Source organism: Phenylobacterium sp., assembly GCF_037138395.1.
Taxonomy (GTDB): Bacteria; Pseudomonadota; Alphaproteobacteria; order Caulobacterales; family Caulobacteraceae; genus Phenylobacterium.
The window spans coordinates 1-15,297 of record NZ_JBAXIM010000057.1 but is presented as its reverse complement, the minus strand read 5'-3'; the positions used below and the strand labels follow the sequence as shown (position 1 = coordinate 15,297).

Genomic DNA, 15,297 nt, shown 5'->3' with positions numbered 1-15,297 from the left:
GAGCGCCAGAGGGGCCCGCGCATCAGGTCCTCCCTCAGCCAGACGGCCCCGCCGGGGAAGCCAATGCCGCCCAGGGCAAGGGCGATCAGGGGCCAGATCAGGGTGGTCTGGAGGTCGGCGTACTTGCGCGGGTCGAAGGTCAGGTAGCCCTTGTCCTTCACCGTATGGTCGCCGCCCAGCCAGGCCACCCAGGCGTGGCCGAACTCATGCACGCCCACCGCCAGCACCCAGCCCAGCATGACGAACAGGAAGGTCAGGGGCGGCCAGGCCGTCAGGGTCATGGCCAGGGCCGTGGCCAGGCAGGCCAGGAGGATCAGTCCGGCCGGGTTTCCCCGGGAGGTCGCGGCGCGGGCCATGGAGAACCGGACTCCGTCAGGCCCCGAAGGCTTCGAGGTCGGCGTCGGAGATGTCGTAATTGCCCCAGACGGTCTGGACGTCGTCGTCGTCCTCCAGGCCGTCGATGAGCTTGAGCAGGGTGCCGACGGCGTCGCCCTCCACCGGGGTCAGGCTCTTGGGCCGCCAGGCCAGGCCCGTGGACTTGGCCGGGCCAAGGGTCGCCTCCAGGGCCGCCGCCACCTCATTCAGGGCCTCGAAGGCGGCGAAGACCACGTGCTCGTCCTCGTCGGACTCCACGTCGTCGGCCCCGGTCTCGATGGCGGCCTCCATCATCGCCTCCTCGCCCCGGGCCGAGGCCGGATAGACGATGCGCCCCGCCCGGTCGAACATGAAGGAAACCGAGCCGGTCTCGCCCAGGTTGCCGCCGTGCTTGGAGAACAGCGAGCGGACATTGGCCGCCGCCCGGTTGCGGTTGTCGGTCAGCACCTCGACGATGAGGCCCACGCCGCCGGGGCCAAAGCCCTCATAGCGGATTTCCTCATAGGCCGCGTCGGTGCCCGAGGCCTTCTTGATCGCCCGCTCAATATTGTCCTTGGGCATGGACTCGGCCCGGGCGTTGGCCACGGCCAGGCGCAGGCGCGGGTTCATGGCCGGGTCGGGCATGCCGGACTTGGCGGCGACGGTGATCTCGCGCGAGAGCTTGGAGAACAGCTTGGACCGCTGGGCGTCGGCGCGGCCCTTGCGGTGCATGATGTTCTTGAACTTGGAATGTCCGGCCATGGGTCCCTGCGGGCAAAAGGCGATACGAACCCGTTTCTAGCTGTCTGCGCGCTGCCTGACCAGTCCGGGCGCAGGCCGGAGGGCGCCAGCGGAGGGGCCGTTGACCCCCTCCGTCCCGCTTCGCGGTCCACCTCCCCCTTGGGGGAGGAATTGGGGAGCTGTCGGCGAAGCCGACTGAGGGGGTCAGCTGAGGCGGCGAGGACCGCCTCGCCGCTGCCCTGGCCGGTTCAACCCCTAGCGCCGCCGCACGACCGGGTGCGACGAAGACAGGCCGCCGTCGACGGCTATGGCCTGGCCGTTCACGTAGGACGCATCGTCCGAGGCGAGGAAGAGGCCAGCGTGGGCGATCTCCGAGGGTACGCCATAGCGGGCCAGGGGGTTGAGCTGGCCGATCTTGGCCTCGTTCCCCCGGGCCCGGGCGCCGTCGAAGATGGGCTTGGTCATGCCGGTCTCGATCAGGCCGGGGCAGATGGCGTTGACGCGGACGCCAGTGCCGTAGAGGTCGTTGGCCGCCGTCTGGGCCAGGTTGATCACCCCGGCCTTGGAGGCCGAATAGGGCAGGCCGCCGGCACCCGAGCGGATGCCAGCCACCGAGGCGGTCATGACGATAGAGCCCTGGCCCCGGGGGACCATGACCCGGCTGGCGTGCTTCACCGCCAGGAAGGGCCCGATCAGGTTGACCCGCAGGACCTCGGCCCAGTGGGCGGCGTCCTGCTCTTCGCGCGGCGTGGCACCGCCAGAGATGCCGGCATTGGCCCAGATGGCGTCCAGGACGCCGTGCTCGGCCACCGCCCGGTCCACCAGGGCCGCGACGAAGGCCTCCTCGCCGGCGTCGCCAGTCAGGGCCATGGCGGTCCCGCCCGCCTCGCGGACCTGGCGGGCGGTCTCCTCAACGGTGTCGAACTTGTCGGCGATGACCAGCTTCGCGCCCTCGGCGGCGAAGAGCAGGGAGGCGGCCCGGCCAATTCCCGAGCCGGCGCCGGTGATGATGACGGTTTTTCCGGAAAGACGTCCCATGGGTCAGCTCCTTGAAGGGGTCAGCCGGCGCGGGCGGCGGCGGCGAGGATGGCGTCGGCGACAATGCCAAACAGGGCGGGGGGCAGGTCGTGGCCCATGCCCTCGATGATCCGGAGCTCCGCCCCGGGAATCTTGGCGGCGGTGTCCCGGCCACCGTCGGCCGGCAGCAGGGGATCGTCCGCACCATGCAGGACGACGGTGGGGGCGGTGATCTGGGCCAGGCGTTCTGAGCGGTCGCCCGTGGCGCCGACGGCCCGCATCTGGCGGCCGGACCCGGTGGGGTTCCAGGCCCGCTCGGCCTCCGCCTTGGCCCGCACGGCCAGGTCGCCCTTGGGCCAGGGATAGGCGGGGCTGCCGATCACCAGGGCATTCTCCACAGCGGCGGCGGTGTGGGCCTGTGGGTCGGTCTGGAAGTCCGGCGTCGGCTGGGTCAGCACCGCCATGGCCCGGGGGGTCGCCTGGGGCAGGCCGGGTGCCGAGGAGGTGGACATGATGGAGGTCAGGGAGAGGGTACGGTCCGCATGGTCTGCGGCAATGACCTGGCTGATCATGCCGCCCATAGACACCCCCGCCACATGGGCGGAGGGGGCCCCTGCGGCGTCCAGTACGGCCATGGCGTCGGCGGCCATGTCCTCGAGGGTATAGGCGTCGCCGGCATCGAACCAGGTCGACAGGCCGGTGTCGCGGTTATCGAACCTGAGGGCCCGGTAGCCCTTGTCGGTGAGGACCTTGCAGAAGGCCTCCGGCCAGCGGGTCATTTGCGAGCCGAGGCCGTTGACCAGCAGGATGGCGGGGGCCGCGGGATCGCCGAAGCTTTCCCAGCAGATCCGGACGTCGCCGTTGGTTGCAAAGGGCATGGCCAGGCTCTCCTCAGGGGACCAGGACGACGCGGCCGACGGCGGCGCGGCTTTCGATGTAGGCGTGGGCGGCGGCAGCCTCGGACAAGGGGAAGGTCCGGTCGATCACCACCTCCAGCTGGCCCTGTGCAGCGTCGTCGATCAGGCCCTGGATCATGTCGTGGACCCGGTCGGTCATGATCTCGGCGCCCAGGAAGACGCCGGAAAGGCTGCGGTTGCCGCCCATCATGGAGCCGACGTCCACCACCATGGGCTCGCGCCCGGCGGCGCCGACCATGGAGACGCGGCCACGATAGGCCAGGCTATTGATCGAGCCCTGCAGGGTCGAGCCGCCCACGGAGTCCACCACCACGTCAGCGCCGTGATTGTCGGTCAGGCGGCGGACCTCCCGGGGCACCTCGTGCTCCCGGTAGTTGATGCCGGCATCCATCCCCAGGGGCTTCAGGCGCTCCAGGCGCGCGTCAGAGCTGGCCGTGGCCAGGATCATCTTTGCCCCGGCCCGGCGGGCCAGCTGGATGGCGGCGACGCCGACACCCGAGGCCCCGGCCTGGACCAGGACGATCTCGCCCGCCTTCATCCGCCCGTACTCGAACAGGCAGTCGTGGGCGGTGCCGAAGGTCACGGGAATCACTGAGGCCTTGGCGATGTCGTAGCCCTCGGGGACTGGCCAGCAGTTGCGGGCCGGAACGCTGCGCAGGGCGGCATGGCTGCCGAAGTTATTCACCGTGGCGACCTTCTGGCCGACCTTCAGGTGGGTGACCTCCGCGCCCACCTCGATGATCTCGCCGGCGGCCTGGTAGCCGACGATGTGGGGCTTGGTCACCAGGGGGCCGCCGAAGCGGCTCAGGGTGTCGCCGCCCTCGATGGCGATGGCCTCGACCCGGAGGATCACGCCCTTGGGATGGCAGACCGGATCGGGAACGTCCTCATAGCGCAGGACCTCGGGTCCACCGTTCTCGTAATAGACTGCCGCCTTCATGGGTCTGGCTCCTGGTTGTGGTCTCCCTGGGCTTCTGACTTGTCACGCGGACAGATCGCGGGCAAGCCCGCAGGCAGAGGCGCGAAAAGGGAGGCGACCATGGAACTGGCCAAGCCACGCGTGGACATCGGCATGTCCACCAACGCCCTCGAGGCCGTGCTGGCCTTCTGGCAGGGCGAGGCGGGGGTTCCCTTCGACCACCTCCTGCCTATCCGGCGGGGCCAGAACCAGCATCGCCATGACGCCAATGGCTCGGTCCTGAAGATCAACGCCTATGCCGAGCCGGTCCCGGCCGGGGCGCCGACCGGCTATCGTGAGCTCTATCTGGCCCGGGAAGGCCTGATCGCGCCCCGCGCCCTGGCAGATCCCGACGGTAACCGCGTGACCCTGGTCCCGCCCGGCTGGCGCAGCATCACCCAGGCTGGCATCCGCCTGGCGGTCCGCAGCCTTGAGGCCCACAGGGCCTTCTATGCGGGTGCCCTGGGCCTGGTGGAAGAGGCCTGGGAGGACGGCGCGGCCTTCCGGGCCGGTGAGACCCTGCTCATCCTGGAGGAAGCCGCCGACGCCCCATCTGACGCGACTATGCCCGGCACGGGCTGGCGCTACATCACCTTCCAGGTCTTCCGGGTCGACGCCGACCACGCCCAGGTCCTGGCTGCCGGCGGCCGCGAGGCCATGCCCCCGACCACCTTGGGGACGACGGCGCGCATCTCCATGGTCCGGGACCCCGACGGCAACTGGATCGAACTGTCCCAACGCGCTTCCATCGTGGGGACGCTGGAGGTCAGCTAGGGCTCCCAGATGCGTTCAATTGCTCCCCCAAGGGGGAGCTCCGCGCGAAGCGCGGTGAGGGGGTCAACGGCGCTTCAGCTGACCCCCTCCGGCCCGCTGCGCGGGCCACCTCCCCCTGGGGGGAGGAATTTGAGAGCCCATCAGGCGGAGCCCCGTGAGAGCGTCAACGCAAGCAAGGTTCGGCTAGGCTCGGACGAACCCCCGCACCGCCGCGATCACCTGGTCCTGGGCGTCGGGCGTCAGGTAGGGGTGCATGGGCAGGCTCAGCACCTGGCCGGCCAGGGCGTTGGTCACGGGCAGGCCGCCCGGCGCGGGATAGCCGCTGTAGACCGCCTGCTGGTGGATGGGGATGGGGTAGTAGACCGCCGTCGGCACCCCGGCGGCCTTCAGGTGGGCGGCCAGGCCGTCGCGGTCGGCGCACTTCACCGTGTACTGGGCCCAGGTGCTGCGGCCGCCTGGGATGACCACAGGGGTCTCGACCAGGCCCTTCAGGCCCTCGGCATAGCGGTCGGCCACCCGGTTCCGGGCCTCGATCTCGTCGGCGAAGATGGTCAGCTTCTGCAGGAGGATAGCGGCCTGGAGGGTGTCCATCCGGCTGTTCATGCCCACCCGCATGTTCAGATACTTGGGATCGTGCTCGAAGATCCGGCCCTCGATGTCGGACTTCACCGCCTGGCCGTGGACGCGCAGGCTGACCAGCAGGTCGTGCAGGCGCGCATCCTTGCTAAACACCGCCCCGCCGTCCCCATAGGCGCCCAAGGGCTTGGCCGGAAAGAAGGAGGTGGTGGCCGCGTCGGCCCAGTGGATGGGGTGATGGCCGTCCAGGGTGCAGCCAAAGCCCTGGGCGGAGTCTGCGATCAGCTTCAGGCCGTACCGGCGGGCGATGTCGGCCAGGGCCGGATAGTCCGCGGGCTGGCCAAACAGGCAGACCGCCAGGATCGCCCGGGGGGTCAGGACGCCCTCGGCCTTCACGGCCTGGATGGCCGCCTCCAGGCGTTCCGGGTCGAGGGTGAAGGTGTCCGGGCGGACGTCCACGAAGACTGGCGAGGCGCCGACCAGGGGCATGACCTCGGCGGTCGCGGCGAAGCTGAAGGAGGGGCAGAAGACCGCGTCTCCAGGCCCGATCCCCCAGGCCATCAGGGGCAGCTGCAAGGCCTCGGTGCCCGAGCCGCAGGACAGGACGAAGGGGGCCTGGCCGAAGTCGCCCAGGGCCTTTTCCAGCTCGGCGATCTCGGGACCCATGATCCAGGCGCCCGAGCGGACGACCTTGAGGATGGCGTCTTCAAGGGGCTGGCCAAGGCGCTGGCGCTGGGCCTGGAGATCGATGAAGGGAATCGGCATGAGCACCCCGAGTGGAAACCGGCGGGCGCTTCTTAAGGGCGCCCGCCTGCAATCTCCAGACACGCTTGTTTTCGCATCGTTTCGGCGGGGGCCCCAGCGCAGGTCTGGGACAGCTCCGCCTCAGATCTGCTTGGCGCGGCCTTCCCAGTAGGGAGCCCGGACCTTGTTGCGCTGGATCTTGCCGGCCGCCGACCGGGGAAGGTCGGTGACGAAGTCGAGGCTGCGGGGGACCTTGAACGAGGGCAGGCTGCGCCGGCCAAAGTCGAGGATCTCCTGGGCCAGGGCGTCGGAGGGCGCATAGCCGGGCTTTAGCAGGATCACCGCCTTCACCTGTTCGCCCCACTCGTCATGGGGGATCCCCACCGTGGCGGAGTCGGCGACGGCGTCGTGCTTGATCAGCTCGTTGTCGACCTCCTGCGGGTAGATGTTAACCCCGCCGGAAATGATGGTCTCGGCGCTGCGGCCCGTGAGGAACAGGTAGTCGTCCTCGTCGAAATAGCCGACGTCGCCCATGGTGAAGAAGCCGTCCACCCGGCTGGCGTTGGTCTTGGCTTCGTCCTTGTAATAGGTGAAGCCGCCGCCCGGGGGCAGCTGGTGGTAGATGCCGCCAGACTGGCCGTTTGGCAGGTCCTTCCCGCTCTCGTCGAGAATCCGGACCTGCAGGAGGGCCGGACGCTTGCCGACGCTGCCCGGCTTCCTGAGCCACTCGTGGGAGTCGATGGTAAAGCCCGCGCCGCCTTCCGAGCCGGCATAGTACTCGGACAGGATCGGGCCGAACCACTCGATCATGGCGTGCTTGACCTCGGGCGGGCAGGGCGCTGCGCCATGGACAATGTACTGCACCTGATCGACCGGGTAGCGCGCCTTGACCTCCGCCGAAAGGGCGAGGAGGCGCTGGAACATGATCGGCACCAGGTGAAGGTGGGTCACCTTCAGCTCGTGGATCGACTTCAGGACATGCTCGGAGTCCCACCTGTCGATAAAGACGAGGGGCGTACCTGCGCCCATGGCGGCGCGGACGTCAAAGGCCAGGGGTGCGGCGTGGTAGGCGGGGCCGGCGCAGAGCTGGACCGAGGTCTCGGTGTCGTAGCCGCGCATCAGGTACATGGCCGGCGGCGTGGCGATGGCGGCGGCCCTGTGCACGCCCTTGGGCCGTCCGGTGGTGCCCGAGGTGTACATCATGGCATTGCCGAGGACCGGGTCGTCGATGTCGCTGCCGTCAAAGGCGTCCAGGGCGGCCTGATAGTCCTCGAAGCCCTCGATCTTCCCGTCGACGGCCAGCTTTACCAGGAGGTCCGGGCATTCCGCGGAGGCCGGGCCGACTGTGGCGACCCGGGCGTCGCCCACCAGGGCCTTGGCCTCGCAATCCTTGATGATGTAGGTGATCTCGTCGGCGTTCAGGTGCCAGTTGACCGGGGTGATGCGGATCCCCGAGCGCAGGGTGGCGGCCAGGGCCTCCACGAACTCTGCGCGATTCGAGCAGACCAGGGCCAGGGAATCGCCGGCCTTCAGGCCGCGGGCGCGGAGCAAGCGGGCCAGCTTGTTGGCGTTGGTGTTGACCTTTGCGAAGGTGTGGGGCGTCCCGTCCGGGTCGTAGACGGCGACCTTGTCGGGGTTGCGTGCGGCCCAACAGGCGGTGGTCATCCCCACCTGGCCAGCGGCCTCAAGGCGCGCCATGAACTCGGGATTGAGCAAATCGTTCATTCAAATTCCTCCCGGGACAGACGCATTCTCCGGCGTCCTGTCGATGCCTGAAACCTAAATTCTACGGCGCTGATTAGGCACCCGGGGCCGTAATTGACCCCGGACCGGGTCGCCCCGACCGTCCGCATTCACAATAGACGCGAGCCTGTGCCTCCGACAACAGGCTCGAGTGTGCCCGTGTCGCGCTTCAGGCGGCCCGGCGCGCTGCGCGTGACCAAACCAGGGCGCCGACCGCCGATGCCGTCGCCGAGGCGAAGGTTCCCCAGGCGATGTCGGCCAGGCTGACGTGGACCGGCCAGACGGCGAGGGTGGCCTGGTTGGTCAAGTCGTAGGTGGCGTAGGCAAAGGCGCCCAGGCTCGCGCCCCTCAGGGCGGCCGCCTTCGGCCCGCCCCCCGCCAGGACAGCGGGCCGGATGGCCAGCAGGACCAGCCCGGTCACGTACATCAGGTAGAAGGCTGCGGCGGCGTCGAGCCTCAGGCCGGGGCCGAGCAGGTCCCCCAGGGCGGGCTTGTAGAGCCGCTCGAACATCTGGCTCAGCCAGATCCCATCCAGGACCCCGAACGCCACGCCGACGCCGAGCCAGGTCAGAATCCATCGCATGTCGAACCCTCCGAAAGTTGAGGCGGACACGCTGCACCAGACCGGACCTCGCGGCCAGTCCTCTCTTGGCGGGCGGCCCCTTGCATCCCTCCGGGCTCTGGGGTCAATGGAGCCTCCGCATCCTCCCCTCCGCTCCCCAGGAGTTTCCCTTGCCAGACGTCGCGCCTGACGCCTCTCCTGTCCGCCGGATTGTCGTGATCGGCGCCGGCGCCGCGGGACTCTCCGCCGCCTGGCGGCTGGGCGAGGTCGCCGAGGTCACGGTCCTGGAGGCCGAGGACCGGCTTGGCGGCCACGCCAATACCCTCGATGCGCCGGGACCGGGCGGGGATACCCCCGTCGATACTGGCTTCATCGTCTACAATGAGGACAACTACCCAAACTTCGTCGCCCTGCTTGCGCATCTCGGCGTGGCCAGCCAGCCGGCCGACATGGGTCTGTCGGTGTCCCTGGACGACGGCAAGCTCGAGTACTCCTCCAACGCCCTCCTGGCGCAGAAGCGGAACCTGCTGAGGCCGCGCTTCTGGCGCATGATCGCTGACATCCTGCGCTTCTACCGGCAGGCGCCGGACGACCTGCGGCGGCTGGAGGGGTCCGGGACGAGCCTGGACGCCTACCTGGAGACCGGTCGGTATGGGCCGGCCTTCCGGAACGATCACCTCCTGCCCATGGCGGCGGCCATCTGGTCGACCCCCCTGGACCGGATTGGCGACTATCCAGCCGCCTCCCTGATCCGCTTCTTCCTCAACCATGGCATGATGAGTGTCTCCGGGCGGGGACTCTGGCGGACCGTGACGCACGGCAGCCGGTCCTATGTCCGCAGGCTGGCCGAGGTGGCGCGGGCCGACCTTCGGACTGGCGTCCGGGTGGCGGGTTTGTCCCGCACGGAGGGGGGCGTGCGCGTGCGCCTGGCCGACGGGGCAAACCTCGACTTCGACGAGGCGGTCCTGGCCGTGCATGGCGATAGGGCCCTGGCCCTGCTCGAGGACCCGACCTCGGAGGAGAGCGCCCTGCTGGGCGCCTTCCGCTATGCCAGGAACCGCGTGATGCTGCACCGCGACCCGGCCCTGATGCCGCGCCGGCGGGCCGCCTGGACGGCCTGGAACCACATTGGCCGCAGCGACAGTCCCGGCGAGGGTCCGGTGACCTACTGGATGACCTACCTGCAAAGCCTCAAGAACGCTGGCGACCTCTTCGTCACCCTCAATCCGCCCGAGGATTTTCGCCCCGACAGCCTGATCGCCGAGATCCCCTACGACCACCCCCTCTACGACGCCGCCGCCATGGAGGCGCAGACCCGGCTCTGGTCCCTGCAGGGGGTGCGCCGGACCTGGTTCTGCGGTTCCTATTTCGGACACGGCTTCCACGAGGATGCCCTCCAGTCGGGACTGGCGGCCGCCGAGGCCATGGGGGCCCCGCGCCGGCCCTGGACCGTGGCCAACGAGTCCGGGCGAATCCACCTGCCCGCCGGCCCCGGGGCGGGCTGAGCGCCGTGGTCGCCTCGGGACTCTATGCCGGGGTCGTCTCCCACGTTCGCCTCCGGCCGCGGCCGCACCGCCTACGATACCGTATCTTTATGCTGCTGCTGGACCTGGACGAGCTCGACGGGCTCGACGCCCAGCTGAGGCGCTTTTCTGTGGGGCGCTTCGCCCTGACGGGTTTCTCGCCCCGGGATCACCTCGACCATACCGGCCAGGACCTGCGCGGCCAGGTGGAGGCGATCCTGGCGGAGGCGGGCCTCGAGGGCGGTGGTCCGATCCGCCTGCTCGCCATGCCCCGGATCCTGGGCGGGGTCTTCAATCCGCTCACCGTCTGGTTCCTGCACCGGGCGGACGGCGCGCTCTCGGCGGTGCTCTACGAGGTTCGCAACACCTTTGGCGAGAGCCACAGCTACCTGATCCCGGCTGCGCCGGGGACCGACGAGGTCCTCTCCCAGTCCATCGACAAGGGCTTTTACGTCTCGCCCTTTATGGACATGGACCTGACCTACGCCTTCCGAATTCGGGCCCCCGGCGAGCGCGTGGCGGTCTCGATCGAGGTTTCCGACGCCGAAGGGCCCGTCCTCACCGCCGCCTTCGCCGGCGAGCGGAGCGAGATGACCGACGCCAACCTTCTGGCCGCCTGGCTGAAGCATCCCATGACCAGCCTGGGCGTCCTGGCGGCCATCCACTGGGAGGCCCTCTGGATGTGGCTCAAGGGCGAGCCGATCCGCCCGCGCCCGCCGCCGCCGCCGGTCCCGGTCACGCTCGCCCCCGCTGCGCTTCAGGAAAACTGACGGACTGTCCCTTCGGAACTCGCTTTCCACCCCGGACCCCGCATGCTTTGAGTCCGGATCGGAGAAGGAGTTCCGCAAATGGCTACGCGCAAGGGCGTCTGCCTGGTGATCGGCGCAGGGGACGGGCTGGGGTCCGCCGTTGCGCGCGCATTCGCGGCCGAGGGTCTCACGGTCTGCCTGACGCGCAGGCCCCGGAACCTAGACCGGCTCGAGGCGCTTGCGGAGGAGATCCGGGCTACCGGCGGCAGCGCCCACGCCTTCGGTTGCGATGCCCGGGAGGAGGCTGAGGTGATCGCCCTCTTCGACCGGATCGAGGCGGACATCGGGCCCCTCGAGGTGGTGGTCTTCAACATCGGCGCCAATGTGCGCTTCCCCGTCGTCGAGACCACGGCCCGGGTCTTCACCAAGGTCTGGGAGATGGCCTGCTTCGCCGGCTTCCTGGCGGGGCGCGAGGCGGCCCGGATCATGGCCCCCCGGGGCCGGGGCACATTGATCTTCACCGGGGCCACCGCCTCCCTGCGCGGACGCGAGGGCTTCTCCGCCTTCGCCGCCGCCAAGGCGGGCCTCCGGGCCCTGGCCCAGAGCCTGGCGCGGGAACTGGGACCGGAGGGCGTGCACGTTGCCCACGTCGTGATCGACGGCGCTGTGGATGGGACCTTCATCCGCTCCATACGCGGGGAGGTCGATGACCTCCTGGCTCGCGACACCATCCTGAAGCCCGCCGACGTGGCGGCCACCTATGTGCACCTGCACCGCCAGCCGCGCTCGGCCTGGACCCATGAACTGGACCTCCGGCCCTGGTCGGAAACCTGGTAGCCCGGAAGGAAGACCGCCCCATGACCCGCACAATCGACTTCATCTTCGACTTCGGAAGTCCCAACGGATACCTGTCCTGGAAGGTGTTGCCAGGGATCGCTGCCCGCACCGGGGCCCGGGTGAACCTGATCCCCTGCCTGCTCGGGGGGATCTTCAAGGCCACGGGCAACCAGTCCCCCGCCCAGGCCTTTGGTCACATCAAGGGCAAGCTGGCCTACGAGACCCTGGAGACCCAGAGGTTCGTAGCCCGGCATGGGCTTTCGGCCTACCGGTTCAACCCGTATTTCCCGGTCAACACCCTGCTCATCATGCGCGGCCTGGTCGCCGCCCGGCGCGCGGGAGTGGAGGACGCCTACCGCGAGGCCGTTCTGTCGGCCATGTGGGAGCAGGGGCTGAAGATGGATGACCCGGAGGTCGTCGCCGGGGCGCTGACGGCGGCCGGTCTGGACGCCCGCGCCCTCCTGGAGGCGACCCAGGATCCGGAGGTCAAGGCCGAGCTGGTCGCGAATACAGAGGCGGCGGTGGCGCGCGGTGTCTTCGGGGTTCCGACCTTCTTCGTCGGCGACGAGATGTTCTTTGGCAAGGACCGCCTCGGCCAGGTCGAGGAAGAGCTGGCGCGGTCCCCCGCCTGAGCGCCTTGCCAGGGCGGGGCGAAATCCGGAGACTGGGGGGCATGAACCTGCGCCTGCGTCCCCACCTGATCCTGTCCGCCCTGATCCTTTCCAGCCTTTTCAGCATCTTCCCGGCAGCGCCCGCAGCGGCGCAGGACCGGACGGATCCCGCCCGGCTTTCTGACATCACCCGGGAGCTGGCCTCCGACCCCTATGCCGGCCGTGCGCCGGGTGGTCCTGGCGAGGCGAAGACCCTCGCCTACCTCGAGGCTGCCTTCCGGAAGCTGGGCCTGGAGCCTGCCGGCCCCGGGGGACGCTTCGTCCAGCCCGTTCCCATGATCCGGACCCAGCTGGCGGCGGACGGCCGCTTTGCGGTCACCGGGCCCAAGGGCGAGACGGTCCTGGCATCCGGGCGCGACATCTCGATCATCACCCTCCTGCCGGTCGATCGGGTCACTCTGCAGGACGCGCCGATGGTCTTTGTCGGCTATGGCGTCACGGCGCCGGAGCGCCGCTGGGATGACTTCAAGGGCGTCGACCTGCGCGGCAAGGTCGCCGTCTTCCTGATCAATGATCCCGATTTCGAGGCGACGGCGGCGGATGCGGTGGCCGGCCAGTTCGGAGGCCGGGCTGCGACCTACTATGGGCGCTGGACCTACAAGTTCGAGGAAGCTGTCCGGAGGGGCGCGATCGCCGCCCTGATTGTCCACCAGACCGAGGGTGCGGGCTATGGCTGGTCGACGGTGATCGCCTCCGCCGGAGAGGGCTATGACGTCGCCCGCCCGCGTCCCGAGGCCGAGCGCCTTCCCCTTCAGGGATGGCTGTCCGCGGACGCCTCCGCTCGCCTCTTCTCGGCCGCAGGCCTGGACCTTGCGACCCTGCGGCGGCAGGCCCGGTCGGCGGACTTCCGCCCCGTCGAGCTGAAGGGAATGCGTTTCCGCGCCGACGTTGGCGTCGCCCACAGCCGGTTCGACAGCCACAATGTCATCGCCCGCCTGCCGGGACGCAGCCGTCCGGATGAGACGGTGATGGTCGCCGCCCACTGGGACGCCTATGGCGAAGGCCCGCCGGACGCCAAGGGCCGGCGCATCCGACCGGGTGCCATAGATGATGCCCTGGGGGTGGCAGGGGTCCTGGAGGCGGCGCGGCTGCTGGCCCGGGACCGGCGCCCCGAACGCTCGGTGCTGTTCGCCCTATGGACCGCTGAGGAGCGCGGCCTGCTGGGATCTGAGTACTTCGGGACCAATCCCACGGTCCCACTCGAGCGGATGGCGGCCAACCTGACCCTCGACATCCTTCAGACCGCCGGCCCCGCCCGCGACGTGGTGCTGGTGGGTGCGGGCCAGTCCGAGCTCGATGACTGGTTGGCAGAGGCGGCCCGTCGCCAGAAGCGGACGGTGACGCCCGACGCCCGCCCGGAACGCGCCCTGTTCTTCCGGGCCGACCACTTCAGCCTCGCCCGGCGGGGGGTGCCCGCCCTGCTGCTGATGGGCCTCGGCGGCGGCGCCGACCTGGTCCAGGGTGGCCGCCCCGCAGGTGACGCCTGGGTCACTGCCTACACGGACGGGTGCTACCATAAGGCCTGCGACGCCTGGAGCGCCGACTGGGACCTGCGCGGCGCGGCGGCCGATGTCGACCTGGTCGTCGATATGGCCAGCCGGCTCGCCAATAGCCGTCAATGGCCCGACTGGCGGCCGGACTCCGAGTTCCGGAATCTTCGCGAAAAGAGCGCCTCAGCCCGATTTCGTTGAGCGCTGCTGCAGGGTCTGCATTGCGAAACCTCCCCGGGCGGGCCATCTTGTGGCACTGGCCGCCTCGGAGCGGTGACAGGATCGGAGGCTAAATCGTGATCAAGACCCGAAAGACACTCGTCCGCGCCCTGCTTGTTCTTGCCGCCCCCCTGTTCCTGGCGGCCTGCGGCGTGAACGCCATTCCCACCAAGGAAGAGGCGGCAAAGGCCCAGTGGGCCGAGGTGCAAAACCAGTACCAGCGCCGTTCAGACCTGATCCCCAATCTCGTCGAGACCGTGAAGGGCTACGCCTCCCAGGAACGCAATGTCCTGACCGAGGTGACCCAGGCCCGGGCCTCTGCCACCCAGGTGAAGGTGGACGCCAGTACCCTGACCGACCCGGCGAAGTTCCAGGAGTATTCGGCGGCCCAGGACAAGCTCTCGGGCGTCCTTGGTCGACTGATGATGATCCAGGAGCGCTATCCGGACCTGAAGTCCAACCAGAACTTCCTGGCCCTCCAGTCCCAGCTTGAGGGGACGGAGAACCGCATCGCCATCGCCCGGCGCGACTACAACGAGTCCGTCCGGAACTATAACCTCGAGTTCAAGACCTTCCCGAACTCGTTCTGGACGATGGTGCACCGCGGCTCCAAGCCGATGCAGATGTTCGCCGCGAACGAAGCTGCCCAGACGGCTCCGTCGGTGAGCTTCAACCCGACGGGTCCTGCCCCGGCGGCACCCGTCCTGCAGGCACCTGCAGCCGCGCCTGCAACTGCCCAATGACGAGGAACCGGAGCGCAGGACCCATTGTCCTTGCGGTCCTGGCCTTCGTGGCCTTCGCCGGCGCCGCCCTGGCGGCGCCGGCCTTCCCGTCCCTGACCGGACGGGTGGTGGATGCCGCGAACCTGCTGTCGCCCGAGGCAGAACAGACCCTCACCTCACGCCTCAAGGACCTCGAGGACAAGACTGGCCGGCAGATGGTGGTGGCCACCATCCCGGACCTCCAGGGCTATCCCATCGAGGACTATGGATACCAGCTGGGCAGGACCTGGGGCATCGGGGATGCCAAGCGCGACGACGGGGTGCTGCTGATCGTGGCCCCCAATGAGCGCCGGGTGCGAATCGAGGTCGGGTACGGTCTCGAACCGATCCTCACCGACAGTCTCAGCTCGGTGATCATCCAGACCCAGCTCGCCCCCGCCTTCCGCCGGGGCGATATGGAAGCGGGAATTCTGGCGGGCGCCGACGCGGTAGCCGCCCAGCTCGCCCTTCCCGAGGGGGAGGCGCGCGCCAATGTCCGCAAGGCCGGTGAGGTCGCCCACAAAGGTGGCGGCTCGCCCCTGGTGACCCTCATGGTCCTGCTCCTGATCTTCTGGGTCCTCAGCTCGGTCATGCGAGGCGGCGGGCGTTCGTTACGGCGCTCTGGCCTCGGTGGTCCTGTGATCCTGCCGCCCCATCCACC

The 15,297-nt window shown here is 69.3% G+C and carries 15 protein-coding genes and 1 pseudogene; 8 read left to right on the top strand and 8 right to left on the bottom strand.

All coding sequences use genetic code 11. The annotated features are described in order from the left end of the window. From WCJ52_RS06435 to WCJ52_RS06415, 5 genes and pseudogenes are all read right to left on the bottom strand, one after another. Positions 1–356: pseudogene (locus WCJ52_RS06435) on the bottom strand (site-2 protease family protein); the annotation flags it as partial. Between the two features lie 16 nt (positions 357–372). Further along, complete coding sequence (locus WCJ52_RS06430) at positions 373–1,116, bottom strand: YebC/PmpR family DNA-binding transcriptional regulator (protein WP_336902482.1); 744 nt, start codon at positions 1,114–1,116, stop codon at positions 373–375. Positions 1,117–1,350: 234 nt separating this feature from the next. Next, positions 1,351–2,133 carry an SDR family NAD(P)-dependent oxidoreductase gene (locus WCJ52_RS06425; RefSeq protein ID WP_336902481.1) on the bottom strand — a complete coding sequence of 261 codons (783 nt, stop codon included), beginning with the start codon at positions 2,131–2,133 and terminating at the stop codon, positions 1,351–1,353. Positions 2,134–2,153: 20 nt separating this feature from the next. Continuing rightward, positions 2,154–2,990, bottom strand: a complete 837-nt coding sequence (locus WCJ52_RS06420) for an alpha/beta hydrolase (protein WP_336902480.1) — start codon at positions 2,988–2,990, stop codon at positions 2,154–2,156. 13 nt (positions 2,991–3,003) lie between these two features. After that, positions 3,004–3,969 carry a zinc-binding alcohol dehydrogenase family protein gene (locus WCJ52_RS06415; protein WP_336902479.1) on the bottom strand — a complete coding sequence of 322 codons (966 nt, stop codon included), beginning with the start codon at positions 3,967–3,969 and terminating at the stop codon, positions 3,004–3,006. Between the two features lie 99 nt (positions 3,970–4,068). Here WCJ52_RS06415 and WCJ52_RS06410 point away from each other — a divergent pair, with 99 nt between their 5' ends. Then, positions 4,069–4,761 (top strand): VOC family protein, encoded by a 693-nt coding sequence (locus WCJ52_RS06410; RefSeq protein WP_336902478.1) that lies wholly within the window; start codon positions 4,069–4,071, stop codon positions 4,759–4,761. Positions 4,762–4,944: 183 nt separating this feature from the next. Here the strand turns inward: WCJ52_RS06410 and WCJ52_RS06405 are convergent, their stop codons facing one another. The 3 genes from WCJ52_RS06405 to WCJ52_RS06395 form a co-directional block, all read right to left on the bottom strand. Further along, positions 4,945–6,102 carry a DegT/DnrJ/EryC1/StrS aminotransferase family protein gene (locus WCJ52_RS06405; RefSeq protein WP_336902477.1) on the bottom strand — a complete coding sequence of 386 codons (1,158 nt, stop codon included), beginning with the start codon at positions 6,100–6,102 and terminating at the stop codon, positions 4,945–4,947. A gap of 120 nt (positions 6,103–6,222) precedes the next feature. Next, positions 6,223–7,806 (bottom strand): AMP-binding protein, encoded by a 1,584-nt coding sequence (locus tag WCJ52_RS06400; RefSeq protein ID WP_336902476.1) that lies wholly within the window; start codon positions 7,804–7,806, stop codon positions 6,223–6,225. 187 nt (positions 7,807–7,993) lie between these two features. Then, entirely contained in the window at positions 7,994–8,407 is a 414-nt protein-coding gene (locus WCJ52_RS06395) for a DUF2177 family protein (protein ID WP_336902475.1), read from the bottom strand. 149 nt (positions 8,408–8,556) lie between these two features. Here WCJ52_RS06395 and WCJ52_RS06390 point away from each other — a divergent pair, with 149 nt between their 5' ends. The 7 genes from WCJ52_RS06390 to WCJ52_RS06360 all read left to right on the top strand — a co-directional run. Next, on the top strand, positions 8,557–9,891 hold the full coding sequence (locus WCJ52_RS06390) for an FAD-dependent oxidoreductase (protein ID WP_336902474.1): 1,335 nt from the start codon (positions 8,557–8,559) through the stop codon (positions 9,889–9,891). Positions 9,892–9,896: 5 nt separating this feature from the next. Continuing rightward, complete coding sequence (locus tag WCJ52_RS06385; protein WP_336902473.1) at positions 9,897–10,679, top strand: DUF1365 family protein; 783 nt, start codon at positions 9,897–9,899, stop codon at positions 10,677–10,679. A 78-nt stretch (positions 10,680–10,757) separates the two neighbouring features. Then, positions 10,758–11,495: an SDR family oxidoreductase gene (locus WCJ52_RS06380; RefSeq protein ID WP_336902472.1), complete on the top strand. Its 738-nt coding sequence runs from the start codon at positions 10,758–10,760 to the stop codon at positions 11,493–11,495. A gap of 20 nt (positions 11,496–11,515) precedes the next feature. Beyond that, on the top strand, positions 11,516–12,127 hold the full coding sequence (locus WCJ52_RS06375) for a 2-hydroxychromene-2-carboxylate isomerase (protein WP_336902471.1): 612 nt from the start codon (positions 11,516–11,518) through the stop codon (positions 12,125–12,127). A gap of 41 nt (positions 12,128–12,168) precedes the next feature. Next, positions 12,169–13,857 (top strand): M20/M25/M40 family metallo-hydrolase, encoded by a 1,689-nt coding sequence (locus WCJ52_RS06370; protein WP_336902470.1) that lies wholly within the window; start codon positions 12,169–12,171, stop codon positions 13,855–13,857. A gap of 98 nt (positions 13,858–13,955) precedes the next feature. Continuing rightward, entirely contained in the window at positions 13,956–14,618 is a 663-nt protein-coding gene (locus tag WCJ52_RS06365) for a LemA family protein (protein ID WP_336902483.1), read from the top strand. Beyond that, on the top strand, positions 14,615–15,297 hold a 683-nt coding region (locus tag WCJ52_RS06360; protein ID WP_336902469.1), incomplete at its 3' end, for a TPM domain-containing protein. The genes WCJ52_RS06365 and WCJ52_RS06360, both read left to right, overlap by 4 nt.